Origin of the sequence: Shewanella sp. MBTL60-007, from assembly GCF_019654915.1 — a bacterium.
Lineage (GTDB): Bacteria > Pseudomonadota > Gammaproteobacteria > Enterobacterales > Shewanellaceae > Shewanella.
Genome location: NZ_BPET01000049.1, coordinates 1 through 18,448 on the forward strand (window position 1 = coordinate 1; position 18,448 = coordinate 18,448).

The window sequence follows — 18,448 nt, forward strand, 5'->3', positions numbered from 1 at the left end:
ATATTATTGCTTATTGTAGAAATTGACATCTGTACTCCCATGTTCGATGTGCACCCAAGAGGCATAACAGCATATTCGGCTGAACTCCGAATAAGAACAGTCAGCCTAGTTAATCCCACGCGAACAAGGTAACTTTAAATACATTTTAAATCAACACTTTAACAAGTGCTTTACTACGAATCCACTGACTCTTCTGATGGTGAAAACCGGAATTTACTTATTTGTGACGTTATTTGATTCAACTATTGGGAGGAACTTTTTTTAAACAGCCACTTAGCAGTTGTTAACTCTAAATCGCTTTCCTTCTTACACCAAAATAATGCTGAAAATTCACAATGTGGTAAGTAGCTGAACAATAATTACATTGCTAAAAAGGAGACCTATAAGCATTACTTCTTTTGATCATTACAGAACTAAAAAAAGCGAAGGGAGCAGGTCTTGTATTTCCACCACACATTAGGTGAGGTATGACAAAAGCGACTAAAATAGGACATGAACAAACTTTGACTTTAACTAGCTTTGGGGCAGAAACTTGTATTACCTAAAGTTCGGGACCTGATTTAGGTAATAGTCTGCTGACACGTTTTAGGTCAGCTTCATGTCTGACGATATGGTTCTGAAATGCCGTAGAGCAGAGATGCGTTAATGCTACAACACTAACGCAACCGCTATTGTAGTGATCAACCTTTAAGGTCGTATAACTTCATTAACCGTGATTTTTCTCCATTAAATATGTAGTCATAATCTAGAGTATCTTCAAGGGTGTCTTTTATAAACATCAATTTCTTAATGATCACCCAAGCGCTGTAATTTACAAATGGATTAAGGCCAATAAAATTTCCAGCGTTACCATCTTTTACAGATTGTATTTTATAAATTATTTCAACCTTTTTCCATGCTTCTTCAATATCCCAATTTGATACAAATAGTAGTAAAGATGAAAGTGCCATTAACGGATTAGATTTAAAAAGTGCACTAGGAGATAATTTTTGTGATAGAAAACCGTCATTCTTAACTATTTTAGAGGCAAGTTTCCGAGTCAATTGATACTTTTCTAATACCACGCTTCGGTCAAAGTTTAAGGTACTTGAGTCATTTCTTATTATACTAATGGCCTTTTTCACTACAGCTTTCTGGCTTATCTCTAAATAGAATGGATTCTCTTTATAGTATTCAATCAATTTGTAATGAGGATATTGATGGCTTAGAGACTCATAAACTTCCTTATCGATATCAAAACCTTCTTTTGAGGCTTCGGTAACGTCTAGGACAAATTTTTCAGAATTTCTTTTAGATTTAACATATGAGCTTCTAGCAAGATTGACAATGTGTGGCGAAATATCAAAAAGCTCCTGACCACTTTTCCTCAAATCAAGAAACCATTGCCTCATATCTCGCATGTCACCTTGACTGAAAATATTGTTTTCTATCCCAATACTAACTATGACCCCAATTTGTCTTGTTATGGGAGACTTAGAGTTTCTAAAGTCAACTGTACCTTCATTTGCTACCAACTTTTGTTTGTCCTCTCCATTATAGAACTCACAAAATGGTAAGTGTGCATCAACTCCTTGAGAATTTCTAAATGCAAAGTGAGCTTGAGATACCGTTCTACCCGTCTTTGCACAAATACCCTCACTAACTATATAACCACCAGTTACATTGCATGCAGGACACTCTACGTCATTTTTTACAAAGTTTTGAAACGAAACATCTAGAGAGTGAGGACTTTCATTGAAAAGAGACTCCAATTGAGTTACATCTAATTCTCGTTTGTAAGTGTTTGAATAAGCAGTTATTGGCATATCTCATCTCTCAATCTATCTGATTATAAGACCATTTCTTATCAACGATTAAGATACTACTTTGAAGACAAACTGTCGCTCATATTTATTTTCTTTTTTACTGTTGAATCTAGGTGACAAAAAGAACAAAGTCTTCCATTAATCTCATCCTGCGAAAGTAACCTCTACAAGGCATTTAGGATTAGTAAAACTATGAAATCTGCTTATCGTGCGTAACTAATAAAGGGGCAAAAGTGTCTTAGAGCGATCACTCTAAGACGTATCTGGACAGAAATCAGTTAGAGTAAGGAGTCTAAAGCTAGGTCGTGGGATAAGAAAAAGTATGGTAATCAAATAAAGTTTACCCTGACCCCACATATCCCCTTATCCCCTTGTTATATTCGTGGTCAGCTCCACTCTCTAGACTTCCCATCTGAGAATATGGCTGTTTTTGTACCTTTATGAAGATATTCAATGACCCCAACTAATTCCTTTGAGTAATCAATATTTATAGGCATTTGAATCGGGAGAGATATTGCATACGTCATTTTGTAGCCCCTTAATTTAAGCTTGGTATCTTCACAATACATAAAGGCGTCTTCAAACTCTTCTTCTTTAGTGAACTCTCCTGATTCACCGTGATGAATGGAGCCAAGCCTTTCTTCAAGTTCCAGTATCGAATACCTTTCGCTTTTGTCTAAATCTTCAACAATTATCAGATCATTTCTCATGTTTAGGTTAAAGGGCTTACTAAGGTCTATATCAGTATGTTTTTTTGCCCAATCACCATCAATGAGTGGTGAAAAACTTAAAGTTCTTGCGGCAGATACAAGTTCCATTTTTATAGCAATTTCTTTTATATATGGATTTCCCTCTGAATCTTCCCAGTCTTGATCACCTTGCTCTCGAACAATAAGTAAATCTATTTTATTCTGTTATGCCTTTATTTTTGCTCCAGACTGATAGCCTGTTTTAGTGGCAAATATTGCTTTTAAATCTGGAATGTCTCTTGTTTTACCTATCAATGCGTCTATTTTTTCAACTGATACTTTAGATGCGTAATCCTTACACTCAATAACCGTTTTATAAGTTATACCTGCAAGTTCATACTCCCAATAGAGATCAAACTCCCTTTTTATTCCGCAGTTATCAGTTATCTTTTTATTGGTCTCAATGCAGATGTTCTTCTGTTTTATAAAATCTTCTGAATCTAGCAAGCCTTGCTGAAGATCCTTTACAAACTACTCGTAATCTTTTCCGTCGTTGGCCACTTTGACTCCTTCAATTAGTGAGAATATAACGCTCCGCTCAGCGGGAGCAGTTTGGTTGGCTAAAATCTGCGAGGCACGAGCAACAGCCAATCAAACAATAGCGATCCGCCTGCAGCGCCTTGTTATGTTGAAATTTTAACAACCATGTGGAGTGGCTCTTCCACAAGGTACAGAACCAGATCCATCACCTGAAAATAACATCCCTATAAACCATGCAGCAACGACTATGCAAAAAGTAACTTTGAACGCGCTTACCATGCTCTCAATCAAAGCAGCTCCCTTGCTAAGCTCCTGTGTCTTGTCATCTTGAGGGTTCATTACAACAACAAGCAAAAATATGACAACAGATGCCCACATGGTGAACTTGTTAATTAAGACGATAGCCAAGACCAATAAAACAAGCGGCCAGGCTTCATACAGCATCGCCAACAAGGAAATTAAAACGATTGCTCCTACTACGTAGGTTACTATGTCAAATAGTTCCATATACATTGACTCAAGGTTACTTCATAGCGCTCATCGTATTCTATGCGGTAATACCAACTTTGATTCACCACATTATTCTACAGCTTCAACATAACAGCTTATTATATAGCTGCTCGATAATGTTCCGATTCAAATTCAACTTAGCAGCAACCATACCAAGCCAACCGATTGTTTTATATTGACAAAATGGAAACTTAAGACCAATTTTATTAATATAAAGCCCGCAAAAGCGAGCACCTTGATGTAGAGGTCTCTACAATCTTTTACCAATAATTGTAAATTCAATAAGTTATCAAAAAACTAGAAGTTTATCGAGCATAAATCACCCAATTTTGCTCACTTTACTCACGAGTCATCAACGTACAATTATAACTGTGTATCTATCTAGTACTTTAAAGTCAGTTCTGAGCGCCCAAGACATTAGAAAATATAAGGCGCTAATGCAGTTCTCCGGTGCGAAAATTTCTCTCGCTAGCTCGTTTTGGGGCATAAGTGAGTCACGAAGCGCTCCCTGACTCGAAAATGGACAGAAACGTGATAGGACTATTGCACTAACAAATTTCCACCTGATTAGAAATAGTATTTTGAAACCTTATACTTGTATGGGTTTTCACCATATACGGAAACGCCCAAAGTTATTAGCTTTGGGCGTTTCTTCTAACAAACTTGGTTACGACAAACCGAGCTTTAAAGTGTCATATGCAGAATTGGAAAAGGTTTTCCCATATCATCAAGTGGCGAGTGCGAAACGACTTTGAACCCCATATGCTCGTAGAAACCTACTGCCTGTGGGTTTTGTTCGTTTACATCGACTTTGGTTGCACCTAACTGCTCTATTGCGTATTGCAGTAGCACCTTACCTACACCTTGCCCTCTTGCCTCGTTTAAGATGAAAAGCATTTCAATCTTTGAGTCGTGGATACCCACGAAACCTTGAATTGAATCACTTTCATTTTTCACACACCTTAAAGTGACAGCAGGAAAAGCCTGCTCGATGATAATTGGTTTAAAAAACTCAATATCTTCTTCTGTTATGAAGTCATGAGTCGCTCGGACTGAATTTTCCCAAACATTAAGCATTTCTGCGTAATTTTCAGGAAGCACATTTTCTACAATCATCGGGTTTTCTCTAAAGTTGACTGAAATTTATGTGCAGCCGCGAGAGAGCATTTTACCGACAAAATAAATGTCCGTCCATCTAGCATCAACATTAGTTTTGATTGGAAAAAAAACAATAATCAGCGCTCGTGTGAGTAGCGAGGCTAACACCGATTGGGGCAAAAATGAGTCTGTATCATTCGACTCAATAGCAACTTGGTCGCCGACGTCAAGCTGCAGGTATAAGCGGCTTTTATTGATTACTGCTAATCATAGTTTTCTTGCCAGTAAACTCATCAAACAGGGCTTGATGGGCCGCCAATGAAAAGGTATCTCGCCTACTTTGGTATTGCTTAATCCAGTCAACTAGCATGGACAAGTTGCTGTCTTGCTCTGCTTTAGACGCATACTTATGTGGCTCCCAAGGACGATTTCGAGCATTCGTGACACAATCGTCTATCGGTAAATTCAAGAAGATAATCTGACTCGCTTTGTACATTGCCATCTCCAGCAGATCTGAATAACAGCCTTCGATGACCCAAGCGTCATGCTTATTAATAAAGCGAGAAATCTCCCCTGAGGCTTGTTTTAAGGGCGTTCGCTCGGGAGGAGTTTGAGGTAGCCAAGCAATTAAATCTAAGTCAAGGTGTGCAAGCCCATAATTCTCGGCCAACTGTCTTGCTAATGTGGATTTACCAGAACCTGAGTTTCCAAAAATTATGACTCTCTTCAAACGCTAATTTCCTTATTCAGTCTGGTATTAAATATGCCTTTTGTCTTCAATAGAGGTAACAACCTAAAACACTCTAATTTGATAGCCCTTTAAGTTACTCGATAATACAGGCATTGAACAGAAGGGTCTTTTGGCTTCTTCACTGCCAAAAGACCCAAGTTTTACTCCTTATGGATTATAGCGCTTAGGTGCAATAATATTTTTTGGATCGATAGCTTGTTTGATTTTTCTCACTAACGCCCAATGGGGATCGTCTGCAGACAAAAAGCGCCGTTGTTGCTCGATATTAAGACGGTATGGAACAAAACCTCGCTCACAACCCCGAATGAACAGCTCATCAAGGCAACGTTTGGCACTTTCAACCGCTTTAGCATCGCTGCGATTAAACAGCAGTGGGATAGTACTGTCGATGCAGTCATGCCTCAGTGCCGTCATGGTGATCAGTGGCTCTATGCCATATTTAGGGCAGACAGTTCTTACCATGTCCACAAACTCTCTTATTTTCGAGTTTGATACGGGTATTAAGGGCGCATACCAAAGCAAACCACAATTATCACGTGCAGGATTGAGAGCTGTAACCGCAGTGGGCGTCTGTTCATTACGCCAGTAGGCTAAGGGTAAAGCGACTTCACTAGGGATCCCGCGCATAATCAACGTACTCTTTTGCAAAGCCGCAAGTTGACTACGTAAACCACTAAATAACTGCTGAGGTAAGAGGTCAAAAATCTTAGCAGCCCGCTTCAATCTCTTGGCGCTAATAAATAAAGAACGATTTACGCACTCAACCTCTTTTATACGCTTTGTGATCTGTCGTTTTACAGCTTGAACAACCTCATGATTTCCATAAAGGCTTCCAATACAGGTCCATTTGTAAACCTTATGGGAAGCTTGTAATCGTTCAACATACTCTAAATCATTCATATCATTGTCGTTAGAGCGCTGAACGACCATAGATAACATTCGCCTACAATCTAGAAGGTTAATCGAACCTACGACTCCTGGAAAGTCCTTTAAGATCCCCGTAACTAGAGTGACTAAAGGCTCAAGATTTTTGTCATCATGACAAAAAAAGTAAAAAGATTCGACGCACTCTGGCAATGGAGCTAACCTAATGGTCATATCTGTCACTATTCCCAAGTTACTTTGAGAAAAGAGTCCATCAAGGTAAGGACCCAATCCCCATTTGTAAGAGCTGTCTACGGTTTTCTCTGATGTTTGATCTAAAGAGTTAACAGCGGAGCGATAGAGAGAACCATCCGCGAGTATAGCTGTTAGGCTGGTTACAGCAGCAAAATGATCTGTGTGTGGGGTGATGCCATAGCCGCGCTCGATAGCGTTACCAACCAAACTGCAAGTAGGGCCTGCACCGGTAACTGGCACCATCAATCGCAAATTATCACTATCTAACCTATCCCGCAGCTCTTGTTGTGTCACACCGGGCTGGAGTCGCACAATCCCCTGTTGCGCGTTAATCTCTATTCGCTTAAGGCGGGACAAGTCCAAAATAAAACACGGTTCTGCGTCATCCACTGGATTAGCAGAGCCATAACCCCAGTTGTTGCCACTGCTTATAGGATAAAGAGCAATCTGATACTCGCCAGCGAGCCTTACAATAGTACTGATATTAAGCTCATCAGCGTGTCGCCCCTCCTCTCCCTCAACAGGCAATACCTTAAACGCTCCAGTAATTTCTCTTTCTGCGGCAATGGTATTGGCCCCATAAGTAGATTTGGCCTGTAGCGAATCATAGCAAACGACCTGACCAGCGGTAGACCGTAAAACGTGATCGCGAAACGCCTCAGCCTTTAAGGTGAATTTAGCCACACTATTATCATTACAAGTCATAATTAACAGCCTCCGAAGCTTTGAGTTTCAGACATGCTTAGGGCTTGCTGTTGCGCCGAGTCTCTCAGGAGATTGACCAAACCAAGATCTCCCATAGATATGTGATCACCTGAGATCTTCTCCTGCAAATGATGAATAAAATCGTCTCCAAACACCAATTCACCGGTAAGCACCGCGCCATCCGTATCGCCTAAGCTTCGGCAGAAGGAGTAGATCTTTGACCTCTTAGACTTACCTTTAGTTGGCCTTAACTTATAATCACTGTGCTTCATAAAGGAGTTAACTAATATTCCATCATCTCCAATTGACTCGTTGATGACTTTCTCGAACGCGCGGTGCCTATCCCTCACTCGGTCACTAATCGGCAATCCATCAAGGCATGGATACATATTCGTTCCCAAACTATAAACCGTTTGCGCAACGATAGGGTTTAATGTCCTAGTAATAAAAGGCATAGGCTTGCCCAAATTACTCGCACTATTCCAGTAAGAGAGAACTCCGCGTATGATCTGTCGCGCATATAACCGGGAAAACAGTTCACCTTTATTATCGACCTCAACAGCAACCATACATGCTTTAAAGACATATACTTGTTCACCTAGGTCGGTATAAATGTGACTACCTGAAAGATAAGCGACTAAATTACCCTGCTTAGATATCAGCCATAAATGATCCGAATTTATTGCCGAACGATGCACATTAACTTTAGAGAAAGTACTTTCCTTTAAAATTAACCGATGTTCTTGATCTCTAGCATAGATATCTAAAACTAACTTCTGAAGATCGGTCACGATTGCGGCATTGATAAGCGGATCTTTAGAAGATGGGTTGTTAATCTCTTCTATTGCGAACTCATTCAACGCACTTATGTTCTCGCCATAATAGCCAGTATCTCTATTTCTTAAACTCATAAAAAATCCTTTTTTATCAGAAAACTTTCCAACCTTGCAGCTCTTCGCAAACAATATAGATTGGAGTTAGTGTGAGAAGCGCAACTTGAAAACAACTTGCACTTCTCCCCATAATCAAAACCAAATAAGCTCTTGATTATTAACTTAAGTCTAAAGAATTTATGAGCGATTCAAATACCGATAAGAGTGGTGAAATTAATCGTGTTTTATTTAGTGGTTACTTAATTAAAATAAAAATACACAATAGTAAGAAGAGTAAATAAGTTCGAAAGCTAACAAATTAAATTAGTAATCACTTTATTTGTAGCGTGTTGAAGAAAGCTCTCTTTTACAGATTTCAAAGATATTAAGACTGGTTATTACAAATTCTGAGGTGTAGAAGCACAGTGGTGTATCAGATAGAAAGATGGCTTCACTATTCTGGTAGTAGCGGATATAAAAAAGCCGTAATGACTATCCATTACGGCTTTAATACTTCATTGTTTCACTGCTTTAATCAGGGAAAATATCGATTACCACATTAGATCGTCTGGAATGACATAATCTGCATATGGATCATCTTCCTCAACAACGTCACTATTGTCTTCTTGAGACCAAAGATAGCCTACCCATGCTGGAACAAGTAAATTAACTCGTTCTACTAACTTATGGGGAACCAAATAGCTATTCTCTTCATGTCTGATAATACCGAGATGGCCATTTAACAGCTGACTCTGCATTTTTTCATCCACATACAGTGAGTAAATTTTATTTTCAAAAGTGAAGTTAAACTTAATCTCAGCATCTTTCGGTGAAGAGATCGCAAGTTTCTTAAACTCAGTGACTAGACCACGAACCAAACCTTTTTCTGAAGCCTCTGCAAAACGTTGCTCGTTTAATTGCTTATCTTTGTCTGCCTGTGCTTGTTTCTTGGCGGCAATCTCTTGCTTAAGCGCCTCAGAGCCGTCATCGACCTTAGCTTTTCTATCGCGACGCTTTTGCGTTTTAGTATCGCGTACTTTTTGCTTACTTACTAAACCAGCTTTAAGAAGCTGCTCTTGAAATGGGTTTGCCATACTTAATTCTCTAATCTCTAATTTATCTGCTTAGCTTTTATTTTGCGCTAATTGGCCAATTTCAGCCATTGTAGCCCCAGCGCCGCCGAGTGACCAACCACCATCAACTGGCAATACTGTCCCGGTAATATAAGACGCCATGTCTGAAGCTAAAAATAGTGCAGCATTAGCAATATCATTGCTATCGCCGTTACGCTTTAATGGCACACTTTGGGCAACTTTTGCTTGTAACTCTGAACTAGGCGCAAGTCTATCAAACCCTTCGGTTCCTGCAATAGGCCCGGGAACGATAGAGTTGATCCTGATCCCTTTACAGCCCCACTCAATCGCTAATGTTTTAGTCAACATATCAACTCCCGCCTTGGCCGCACATACATGCACTTGCATAGGCATAGGGACATACGCTTGAGGAGCTGAAATTTGGATAATAGCACCGCCCTGCTGCTTCATTAGCGGATATGCTTGTTTTAACACTTGAAAACTGCCAAGTAGATCGATGTCCATTACCGACTTAAAACCATTCTCACTGAGTTTCTCAGCTGATGCTGGAAAATTGCCAGCCGCGCCACTAACAAGTACATCAATATGTGAAAAAGTATCTTGGATAACTGCAAAACCATGTTTTAATGCGTCTAAATCCCTGACATCAAAACAAGTCCCTAAATGAGTGCCTGAGGGGTTGGCCTGTATTAACTCAGAAACTGCTGCATTAACTTTATCTTGGCTTCTGCTAGCGACAATCACATTAGCCCCAGCGTCGGCGAATCGCTTGGCAATCCCAAGGTTAATCCCACTGGTACCGCCAACAACTACAACGTTTTTTCCCTGATAGTCAAACATGGTTCCATTTATCCTTATAGGTTAGCGCTCCTGATTAAACTCAATGAAAAGCCTTTTACTGCCAATTCACTAAGCTTAAGCTCTCTTATGCACTAACCTACTCGGCTAAAATGGATTACGCAATCGTTTGGTGAATTGCTTGTAACGCTTTTAATGGATCAGCAGCTTTGGTAATTGGGCGACCGATAACTAAATAGTCAGAACCAGCAGCCAGTGCCTCTGGAGGCGTCATCACGCGATGTTGGTCCCCTTTGTCGCTGCCAACAGGACGAATACCAGGTGTGATTAATTTAAAGTCTTGGCCAAACTTAGCTTTTAGAAGCGTAGACTCTTGCGCCGAACATACTACGCCATCTAAACCTGCTTGTTTTGTCAGAGCGGCTAAACGAAGAACATGTTCCGATGCTGGTACATTGATACCAAGCAGCTTAAGCTCGTCGTCACTCATTGATGTCAGCACAGTTACGGCAATAAGCAATGGCGCTTGATCACCATAGGGTTCAAGTGCTCGCTTTGCCGCTTCCATCATCGCAAGACCTCCAGATGCATGGATATTGGTCATCCACACTCCGAGCTCTGCTGCAGCTGTTACGGCTTTAGCAACGGTATTGGGAATGTCGTGGAATTTAAGATCGAGGAAAAGGTCAAATCCACGGCTATGAATATCAGTTACCAACTGTGGACCAAACAGTGTGAACATCTCTTTGCCGACTTTCAATCGACACATATCTGGATCTAATTGATCAATAAGCTGCAAAGCATCATTTTTATTATCATAGTCTAGGGCAACTAAAATAGGCTTGTCAGTCATTCTTTCTCCAATCGCTTTGCGGTGTAAGGTTTTACAGGTTTTTGTTGATAAATCAGAGGTACGAACGGTTACTCACCATCGAGTCCTCTAATCCTTTTGATGCTGCCCCAATGTTTACAGGAGGGGCAATGCCAATATAATCTGTGTGAAGGGAAGCCACATTCTCGGCAGCGATAACCGGGACGGTATTTTATCTGCTGCTCTACAAGCTGTTCTAGCATAGACAAACTTTTTCTCGCCTGTCCCTCTTCAGCTTGCTGTAGATGTATCTTCATCAAATGCTGAAAACTTTTCATGGTTGGGTGTCTGATCAGGCCTTCCATAATTAGCTTTTCTGCGTCTTTAGGGTGACCTTGCTCTATCATATGTTGAGCAAGCGTGATGGCGATACTCGCGCCAGCGCCCTTTTCGATTGCCTCTCTCAATAACTCTTGATACCCAGCGCTATCGCTAGTTAATAGGTACACTTCTTTCGCGGTGGCTAAAGCATCGGGAAGTAGATCTATATCAGTATTTAGCAGTTTCTCAATTGCTTGCTTACAGGCTTTAAACTCTTCTTGCTTTAAGTACAGCTCTGCGAGCGTTAATAATGCACGGCCACACTGATTGTCTTGCTTAATCGCTAACTGCAGATTTTTCAATCTAGTCGCATCATCTTGAGCTTCGTTCGCCAATTCACAATAAAAATGGGCGCTATCATGCTTAAGTTCCTGCTGGCGCTTGCGTTTGAGCTTTTTAATGATGTCGATGGCTTTCTGCCACTCTTTAGTCACTTGATAGATGGCGATTAGCTGAGTCTCAGCTTCTTCACTGTGATCTTCTTGGTTAACCAAGTTAATGAAAATCTCTTCGGCACGGTCATAAAAACCAGCAGCGAGATAATCTTTGCCTAGTTCCATCATAGCGATATCTCTTTGCTCTGTGGTGAGGCTAGGTCTTGCAATTAAGTTTTGGTGAATACGAATTGAACGGTCGACTTCGCCGCGCTTACGAAACAGCGAGCCTAAGGAGAGATGTGTGTCGATAGTATCGTCATCGACGTCGAGCATACTAATAAACAGATCAACGGCTTTATCAGACTCGTTAGACAATAGAAAGTTTAGCCCAGTGAAGTAATCTCGGCTTAACTGCTTACGCTGATTTGTCTGTTTTTGTCTGACACTTCTGCGGCCCATATACCAACCGTAACCGGCTGCTATAGGAAGAAGCAGAAACAGGATTTCTAACATATTACGCGTCTACTTCTTTTTCAGTGCTTTTTACTGCCATTGATTTTGACTGTTCTTGTGCCGTTTGTTTATCTTCATAGACAGCAAGTTTCTTATTCGCACGGCGCAAAGACAGCTTAAGTCCTGCGATATGGTACATGGCAAATATCCAACTCACCAAAAAACCCGCTAAGAAAACAAATGCTAAGACAACGGGCAGCCTAAACTCACCTTGTGCGACGAAGTAACTAATCGTCACGACCTGCTCGTTACGGGCACCGAAGATAAGCGCTAAGAAAAAAAACGCAGCGACTAGAAAAGCAATGATAAATGACTTCACGTTTTGCTCCATGAACGCGTATGTGAGCTTTAATTATCTAAGAAAAAGAGTTAACTAGCTAGTGATACCTAAGTTTTAGGTATAAAAAAGCCTCCTAATGGAGGCTTTTAATACAATGTAAATTACGCGTTAATAGCATCAACACGTTCGCGCAGTTCTTTGCCTGGCTTAAAGTGCGGTACGTACTTACCTTCCAATTCAACTGAAGTACCAGTCTTTGGGTTACGGCCAGTGCGTGGAGCACGATAATGAAGTGAGAAACTACCAAAACCACGGATCTCAATACGATCACCTGATTCCAATGTCTCGGCCATTTGCTCTAACATCTCTTTGATAGCGGCTTCCACTTCTTTCGCAGACAGCTGCGACTGCCTAGTGGCAAGTTTTTCGATCAGTTCGGATTTAGTCATCCTATACCCTCTATTATCAAGCCAAACACAGTCACCTTTTAGGGGTGCAAGCACCCCTGAACTTCAAGGCGATTATTTACGAGCTGCTTTGAACGCTTCAGCCATTGCGCTGCTCATAGCAACGTCATCTTGCTTGTTCAAGCTAGCCATTGCTTCTTTCTCTTCAGCTTCATCCTTAGCACGGATAGATAGGCTGATGGTGCGGTTCTTACGATCAACACCCATGAACTTAGATTCTACTTTGTCACCTACAGAGTAAACTGTAGATGCATCTTCGATGCGCTCACGAGAGATATCTGAAACGCGAAGGTAACCTTCAACAGTCTCAGCTAGTTCAATTGTAACACCTTTTGCGTCAACTGCTGTAACAACACCAGAAACTACAACACCTTTCTTCTTGTCAGCAAGGTATGCATTGAATGGATCGTCTTCAGTTTGCTTAACGCCTAAGCTGATGCGCTCACGCTCTGGGTCAACAGAAAGAACTACAGCGTGGATTTCGTCGCCTTTCTTGTATTCAGCAACTGCGTCTTCGCCAGTACCGTTCCAAGAAATGTCAGAAAGGTGAACTAGACCGTCGATGCCGCCGTCAAGACCGATGAAGATACCGAAGTCAGTGATTGACTTGATCTTACCAGAAACCTTGTCGCCCTTGTTGAAACGCTCTGCGAAATCATCCCATGGGTTAGTCTTACATTGCTTAAGACCTAGAGAGATACGACGACGCTCTTCATCGATGTCTAGAACTAGAACTTCAACTTCATCACCTAGGTTAACAACCTTAGATGGGTGGATGTTCTTGTTAGTCCAATCCATTTCAGAAACGTGAACAAGACCTTCAACGCCTTCTTCGATTTCAACGAAACAACCGTAGTCAGTTAGGTTAGTTACGCGACCAGTTAACTTAGTGTTTTCTGGGTAGCGCTTGCTGATTTCTAACCATGGATCTTCGCCAAGTTGCTTAAGACCTAGTGATACGCGTGTACGCTCACGGTCATACTTAAGAACTTTAACGTTGATTTCGTCACCAACATTAACGATTTCAGATGGGTGCTTAACACGCTTCCAAGCCATATCAGTGATATGTAGAAGACCGTCAACACCACCAAGATCAACGAATGCACCGTAGTCAGTAAGGTTCTTAACGATACCCTTAACTGATTGACCTTCTTGAAGGTTCTCAAGAAGAGCATCACGCTCTGCGCTGCTTTCAGATTCGATAACTGCACGACGAGAAACAACAACGTTGTTGCGCTTCTGGTCAAGCTTGATAACTTTGAATTCTAATTCTTTGTTTTCTAGGTGAGCTGTGTCGCGAACTGGGCGAACGTCAACTAGAGAACCTGGTAGGAATGCACGGATACCGTTTAATTCAACAGTGAAACCGCCTTTAACCTTACCATTGATGATACCGATTACAGTTTCAGCATCTTCGTACGCTTTTTCTAGAACGATCCAAGCTTCGTGACGCTTAGCTTTCTCACGAGAAAGTTGAGTTTCACCGAAACCATCTTCTACAGAGTCAAGAGCTACGTCAACTTCATCGCCAACTGCGATTTCTAGAGCGCCTTGAGCGTTCTTGAACTGTTCAGCTGGGATTGGGCTTTCAGACTTAAGACCAGCGTCAACTAGTACCATACCGTTTTCGATGGCTACAACTACACCACGTACGATAGAACCAGGACGGAACTCAAGTTCATTAAGGGATTGTTCAAATAGATCAGCAAAAGATTCAGTCATGTTTAAGTTACTTTCTTTATAAACCACGGACCATCCTGGACGTGGAGTCAGATTAATAATTCGTCTCATCCGTTTGACGAATAGTTAAGCCCCTGCTTATGCAGGAACTTGGAGCTTTTGGTGAATATGCGTTAGCGCCATGTCCAACACATCTTCAATGTTTATGTTCGTCGTATCGATGACAAGAGCATCTTCGGCAGGCACCAAAGGTGCGACACTACGATTCATATCGCGGTCGTCACGCTCTTTTATCTCTGACAAAAGTTGATCGATATTAACATCGAAGCCCTTGTCCTGCAACTGATTATAGCGTCTTTGAGCCCTTTCTTCCGCCGTTGCCGTTAAAAACAATTTGGCTGGCGTAGCAGGAAATACAACAGTGCCCATATCACGACCATCGGCGATCAAGCCTGGGGCTTCTGCAAATGCACGCTGACGACGCAGTAACGCTTCCCTAACCCGTGGAAATGCCGCTACTTTCGATGCCGCATTAGAGCACTCTTGGCTACGTATCGTTGTCGATACATCCTCGCCCTCTAATACGACTTTAATACCTTTACTTTCATTACCAGTTACAAACTGCACATCCAAATGTGCTGCTAGTAAGGTTAGCGCTTCTTCATTATCTAGTTCTACATTGTGATGAATAGCCGCTAACGCTAATACACGGTAGATCGCACCACTATCGAGCAACTTGTAGCCTAATCGCTTAGCAAGTAACTGACTAATAGTACCTTTTCCCGCACCGCTCGGGCCGTCAACAGTGACAACAGGCGCCCTTTCTGACATAAAATCCTCCACAAGAAATTCCATCTTCCTTGATATAACCGAAAAATGAGCGCGCGCATTATAAACCATGTAACTTAAGAAAGCGGCAAAAACTTCAAATATTCGGGAACTTGGTCCAGTTAAGCTTCAGGTTTATACAAACAACACCTGAAGCTTTATCCGGCTTATTTAGGTAATGGCTTAATTAGCAAGCGCATTAAATTGATTGAAATAATCGGGGAATGTTTTGGAAGTGCACTCAGGTTCGTTAATGGTGATCCCACAATCGGCGAACGCCAACATAGAGAAACACATCGCCATACGATGGTCGTTATAAGTATCAATGGCTGCAGTAGTTAACTTAGCTGGTGGCGTGACACTAATGTAATCATGGCCTTCATCGACAATCGCCCCCACTTTTCGAAGCTCGGTTGCCATTGCAGATAGGCGATCAGTTTCTTTAATGCGCCAATTATAGATATTGCGAATATGGGTGGTGCCGGAAGCAAATAGCGCTGTAGTCGCAATCGTCATGGCCGCATCGGGAATATGGTTCATATCTAAATCGACAGCATTAAGTTCCGCGCCCCGTGAAATAATATAATCATCACCCCACTCTATCTCTGCCCCCATCTTTTCAAGCACATCGGCAAACTTTACATCACCTTGGATACTAAGTTTACCCACGCCAGTCACCTTTACTTCGCCGCCTTGAATGGCACCCGCAGCGAGGAAATACGATGCTGATGATGCGTCACCTTCAACAAGCACTTTACCCGGCGACACGTAACTTTGCCCAGCTTTAATGACAAACGAGGCATAATTATTATTTTGTACTTCTACACCAAACTGCGCCATTAGGGCGATCGTAATATCTATATAGGGCTTTGAGACTAACTCGCCCTTAATTTTAATATTGACATCACCCTTTGCTAGAGGCGCAACCATGAGTAACGCCGTTAGAAATTGGCTAGATAGGTCGCCCGCGATTTCAACATCCCCACCATTAAGTCCTGTAGAGGTAATATCGAGTGGTGGAAAGCCATCATTTTTTAGGTATGTCACCTTAGCCCCGAGTTGACGTAATGCATCGACCAAATCGCCGATTGGTCGCTCTTCCATGCGGGGCTCGCCGGTTAATGTAAACTCGCCTCGACCTAATGTCAGCGCCGCACATAAAGGACGCATTGCTGTTCCAGCATTCCCCAAAAATAGAGTCTGTGGTTCAGATGCATTTAAAGGACCGCCAATGCCCTCTAATTCACAAACAGTGTTGTTGTCTGACAGGCGATAGCTGACGCCTAACTGCTTCAGCGATGCCAACATATATCGGATATCATCGGAGTCGAGTAAGTTAGTGAGTGTCGTGGTCCCTCTTGCGAGGGTCGCCAATAATAAAGCACGATTTGAAATGCTTTTTGAACCTGGAATATTAATGGTTCCTGATACTTTTTTGATCGGCTCTAAACGTAATTGATTCATTGCATACTTCTTATTATTGCTGCAGGAGTCAAACTCGCCTGCGGGTTAACAGTAGATGTTCATGCTAGCGGACTTTATGCGGTCACCACGACAAAATGACAGTCTTCTATGCGTTTGTTTGAACTTCGTAGCTATAAAATTACTCATTGCAGCGAAGGATTCAACCGTTTTTTTAGTAAAATCCCCCTTTAATAGTTAAATTCTACTCAAGTAGTAAAAATTAACAGTTTCGCGCGCCAGTATAGACGGTTAACTTCAGTGGTTAACCCAAGTGGAATGATTATTTTCCAAAATAATTCATAATCAAAAAATCCATGACTACTGTTCACTATTGCCGTATTTACGTTAATCTAACGCTATAACGATAAACGGCTTTAAACGTGCCGCTCATAGAAAAGGTAAACTCTGACATGTTCAACAAATTGACCGCTATGCCAGCCGATCCCATCTTAGGTTTGCTGACTAAATACCGTGAAGACACCCACCCTCAAAAAGTCGATTTAGGCGTTGGCGTCTATAAAGATGAAGCTGGGCACACGCCAATTCTCACCTGCGTGAAAAAAGCCGAGAAGTTCCGATTAGATACAGAGTCAACCAAAGTTTACATAGGCCCCACCGGTTCGGCTGACTTTAATCGCTTGATGTCAGAACTTGCTTTTGGCGCAGATCACCCTGCAATTATCGCCAATCGCGTACGAACAGTTTCAACGCCAGGTGGCACTGGCGCATTAAGGGTTGCTGCGGACTTTATCAAGCGTTGCAACCCAAATGCAGTCCTCTGGGTAAGCGATCCAACTTGGGCCAATCACACCGGATTATTTGAAGCTGCTGGTATAACCGTAAAAACCTACCCTTATTACGACTACGAAACCAAAACATTGAAGTTTGATGAGATGAAAGCTGCGCTATCCCATGTGAGCGCTGACGATGTCGTACTGCTACACGCATGTTGCCATAATCCAAGCGGTGCTGACTTATCTCCAGCACAATGGGATGAGATTATCGACCTCACTGTCGATAAAGGCTTTACTCCACTCATCGATATGGCTTACCAAGGATTTGGAGATGGCGTAGATGAAGATGCCTACGGTGTGCGTAAGATGGCAGCAAAGGTCGAGAACATGATCCTTTGTAGCTCATGTTCAAAGAATTTCGGCTTATATCGTGAACGCATCGGTGCCTGCACGATAATTGGTAGTGACACGACACGTGCAGATATCGCCTTTTCAGTGCTCTTATATGTAGTACGTTGTATCTACTCAATGCCACCGGCACATGGTGCCGCCATTGTTGAAACCATTCTTGGTTCAGAAGAGCTAAAGCAAGAGTGGCTAGATGAGCTTAAAGTGATGCGCGAGCGAATTAATGGCAACCGCGCCATGCTAGTGAGCAAACTGAAAGAAAAAGGTGTTCAACGTAACTTTGACTTTATTGCAGAGCAAAAAGGCATGTTCTCCTTCCTTGGGATAACGCCTGCACAGGTAGCCGAACTTCAAGAGCATTACAGCGTATATATGGTGGACTCTAGTCGCATCAGTATCGCAGGGATCGGCACTGGTAATGTTGATTACCTCGCAGAGTCGATTGCTAAAGTGATCTCTTAAGGTTCAGCGACTTAATAAGCTTTAAAACAATTACAATTAAAAAGCCGATAATATCTATATTA

General features: G+C 41.8%; 18 protein-coding genes. 1 reads left to right on the plus strand and 17 read right to left on the minus strand.

Annotation, left to right across the window (positions count from 1 at the left end; translation table 11 throughout):
• Window positions 1-680 precede the first annotated feature (680 nt).
• From K5Q92_RS17285 to aroA, 17 genes are all read right to left on the minus strand, one after another.
• Window positions 681-1,805, minus strand: coding sequence for a hypothetical protein (locus K5Q92_RS17285; protein ID WP_220770163.1), 1,125 nt, complete (start codon window positions 1,803-1,805; stop codon window positions 681-683).
• Between the two features lie 386 nt (window positions 1,806-2,191).
• Window positions 2,192-2,623: a hypothetical protein gene (locus tag K5Q92_RS17290; RefSeq protein WP_220770164.1), complete on the minus strand. Its 432-nt coding sequence runs from the start codon at window positions 2,621-2,623 to the stop codon at window positions 2,192-2,194.
• A gap of 96 nt (window positions 2,624-2,719) precedes the next feature.
• Window positions 2,720-3,001 (minus strand): restriction endonuclease, encoded by a 282-nt coding sequence (locus K5Q92_RS17295; protein ID WP_220770165.1) that lies wholly within the window; start codon window positions 2,999-3,001, stop codon window positions 2,720-2,722.
• A gap of 189 nt (window positions 3,002-3,190) precedes the next feature.
• Window positions 3,191-3,541: a hypothetical protein gene (locus tag K5Q92_RS17300; RefSeq protein ID WP_220770166.1), complete on the minus strand. Its 351-nt coding sequence runs from the start codon at window positions 3,539-3,541 to the stop codon at window positions 3,191-3,193.
• A gap of 687 nt (window positions 3,542-4,228) precedes the next feature.
• On the minus strand, window positions 4,229-4,660 hold the full coding sequence (locus tag K5Q92_RS17305) for a GNAT family N-acetyltransferase (protein ID WP_220770167.1): 432 nt from the start codon (window positions 4,658-4,660) through the stop codon (window positions 4,229-4,231).
• Between the two features lie 232 nt (window positions 4,661-4,892).
• The gene (locus K5Q92_RS17310) at window positions 4,893-5,372 is read right to left on the minus strand and encodes an AAA family ATPase (RefSeq protein ID WP_220770168.1); all 480 of its coding nucleotides are present in this window, start codon (window positions 5,370-5,372) and stop codon (window positions 4,893-4,895) included.
• Window positions 5,373-5,540: 168 nt separating this feature from the next.
• Entirely contained in the window at window positions 5,541-7,217 is a 1,677-nt protein-coding gene (locus K5Q92_RS17315; protein ID WP_220770169.1) for an FAD-binding oxidoreductase, read from the minus strand.
• 2 nt (window positions 7,218-7,219) lie between these two features.
• Window positions 7,220-8,128, minus strand: coding sequence for a hypothetical protein (locus K5Q92_RS17320; protein WP_220770170.1), 909 nt, complete (start codon window positions 8,126-8,128; stop codon window positions 7,220-7,222).
• 512 nt (window positions 8,129-8,640) lie between these two features.
• Complete coding sequence (locus K5Q92_RS17325; RefSeq protein ID WP_220770171.1) at window positions 8,641-9,183, minus strand: DUF2058 domain-containing protein; 543 nt, start codon at window positions 9,181-9,183, stop codon at window positions 8,641-8,643.
• 30 nt (window positions 9,184-9,213) lie between these two features.
• Window positions 9,214-10,023 carry an SDR family oxidoreductase gene (locus K5Q92_RS17330; protein ID WP_220770172.1) on the minus strand — a complete coding sequence of 270 codons (810 nt, stop codon included), beginning with the start codon at window positions 10,021-10,023 and terminating at the stop codon, window positions 9,214-9,216.
• Between the two features lie 115 nt (window positions 10,024-10,138).
• A complete protein-coding gene (gene pyrF / locus K5Q92_RS17335; protein ID WP_220770173.1) occupies window positions 10,139-10,834 on the minus strand; it encodes an orotidine-5'-phosphate decarboxylase in 696 nt (231 codons plus the stop codon).
• Window positions 10,835-10,902: 68 nt separating this feature from the next.
• Complete coding sequence (gene lapB, locus K5Q92_RS17340) at window positions 10,903-12,063, minus strand: lipopolysaccharide assembly protein LapB (protein ID WP_220770174.1); 1,161 nt, start codon at window positions 12,061-12,063, stop codon at window positions 10,903-10,905.
• Between the two features lies 1 nt (window position 12,064).
• On the minus strand, window positions 12,065-12,382 hold the full coding sequence (locus K5Q92_RS17345; RefSeq protein ID WP_259649617.1) for a LapA family protein: 318 nt from the start codon (window positions 12,380-12,382) through the stop codon (window positions 12,065-12,067).
• Window positions 12,383-12,504: 122 nt separating this feature from the next.
• Complete coding sequence (ihfB, locus tag K5Q92_RS17350; RefSeq protein WP_202722230.1) at window positions 12,505-12,792, minus strand: integration host factor subunit beta; 288 nt, start codon at window positions 12,790-12,792, stop codon at window positions 12,505-12,507.
• Between the two features lie 72 nt (window positions 12,793-12,864).
• Complete coding sequence (gene rpsA / locus K5Q92_RS17355) at window positions 12,865-14,532, minus strand: 30S ribosomal protein S1 (RefSeq protein WP_220770176.1); 1,668 nt, start codon at window positions 14,530-14,532, stop codon at window positions 12,865-12,867.
• Between the two features lie 96 nt (window positions 14,533-14,628).
• Window positions 14,629-15,321 carry a (d)CMP kinase gene (cmk, locus tag K5Q92_RS17360; RefSeq protein ID WP_220770177.1) on the minus strand — a complete coding sequence of 231 codons (693 nt, stop codon included), beginning with the start codon at window positions 15,319-15,321 and terminating at the stop codon, window positions 14,629-14,631.
• A 180-nt stretch (window positions 15,322-15,501) separates the two neighbouring features.
• Window positions 15,502-16,782: a 3-phosphoshikimate 1-carboxyvinyltransferase gene (gene aroA, locus K5Q92_RS17365; RefSeq protein ID WP_220770178.1), complete on the minus strand. Its 1,281-nt coding sequence runs from the start codon at window positions 16,780-16,782 to the stop codon at window positions 15,502-15,504.
• 410 nt (window positions 16,783-17,192) lie between these two features.
• Here aroA and K5Q92_RS17370 point away from each other — a divergent pair, with 410 nt between their 5' ends.
• Entirely contained in the window at window positions 17,193-18,386 is a 1,194-nt protein-coding gene (locus K5Q92_RS17370) for an amino acid aminotransferase (protein ID WP_220770179.1), read from the plus strand.
• Window positions 18,387-18,448: the final 62 nt, after the last annotated feature.

Excerpts from the sequence above, each read along its gene's own strand:
- K5Q92_RS17290 (WP_220770164.1), bottom strand. The coding sequence starts at position 2,623 with ATGGAACTTGTATCTGCCGCAAGAACTTTAAGTTTTTCACCACTCATT.
- K5Q92_RS17370 (WP_220770179.1), top strand. The coding sequence starts at position 17,193 with ATGTTCAACAAATTGACCGCTATGCCAGCCGATCCCATCTTAGGTTTG.
- ihfB (WP_202722230.1), bottom strand. The coding sequence starts at position 12,792 with ATGACTAAATCCGAACTGATCGAAAAACTTGCCACTAGGCAGTCGCAG.
- K5Q92_RS17330 (WP_220770172.1), bottom strand. The coding sequence starts at position 10,023 with ATGTTTGACTATCAGGGAAAAAACGTTGTAGTTGTTGGCGGTACCAGT.
- K5Q92_RS17300 (WP_220770166.1), bottom strand. The coding sequence starts at position 3,541 with ATGGAACTATTTGACATAGTAACCTACGTAGTAGGAGCAATCGTTTTA.
- K5Q92_RS17305 (WP_220770167.1), bottom strand. The coding sequence starts at position 4,660 with ATGATTGTAGAAAATGTGCTTCCTGAAAATTACGCAGAAATGCTTAAT.
- lapB (WP_220770174.1), bottom strand. The coding sequence starts at position 12,063 with ATGTTAGAAATCCTGTTTCTGCTTCTTCCTATAGCAGCCGGTTACGGT.
- K5Q92_RS17315 (WP_220770169.1), bottom strand. The coding sequence starts at position 7,217 with ATGACTTGTAATGATAATAGTGTGGCTAAATTCACCTTAAAGGCTGAG.
- rpsA (WP_220770176.1), bottom strand. The coding sequence starts at position 14,532 with ATGACTGAATCTTTTGCTGATCTATTTGAACAATCCCTTAATGAACTT.
- cmk (WP_220770177.1), bottom strand. The coding sequence starts at position 15,321 with ATGTCAGAAAGGGCGCCTGTTGTCACTGTTGACGGCCCGAGCGGTGCG.
- K5Q92_RS17320 (WP_220770170.1), bottom strand. The coding sequence starts at position 8,128 with ATGAGTTTAAGAAATAGAGATACTGGCTATTATGGCGAGAACATAAGT.
- K5Q92_RS17325 (WP_220770171.1), bottom strand. The coding sequence starts at position 9,183 with ATGGCAAACCCATTTCAAGAGCAGCTTCTTAAAGCTGGTTTAGTAAGT.
- K5Q92_RS17285 (WP_220770163.1), bottom strand. The coding sequence starts at position 1,805 with ATGCCAATAACTGCTTATTCAAACACTTACAAACGAGAATTAGATGTA.
- pyrF (WP_220770173.1), bottom strand. The coding sequence starts at position 10,834 with ATGACTGACAAGCCTATTTTAGTTGCCCTAGACTATGATAATAAAAAT.
- aroA (WP_220770178.1), bottom strand. The coding sequence starts at position 16,782 with ATGAATCAATTACGTTTAGAGCCGATCAAAAAAGTATCAGGAACCATT.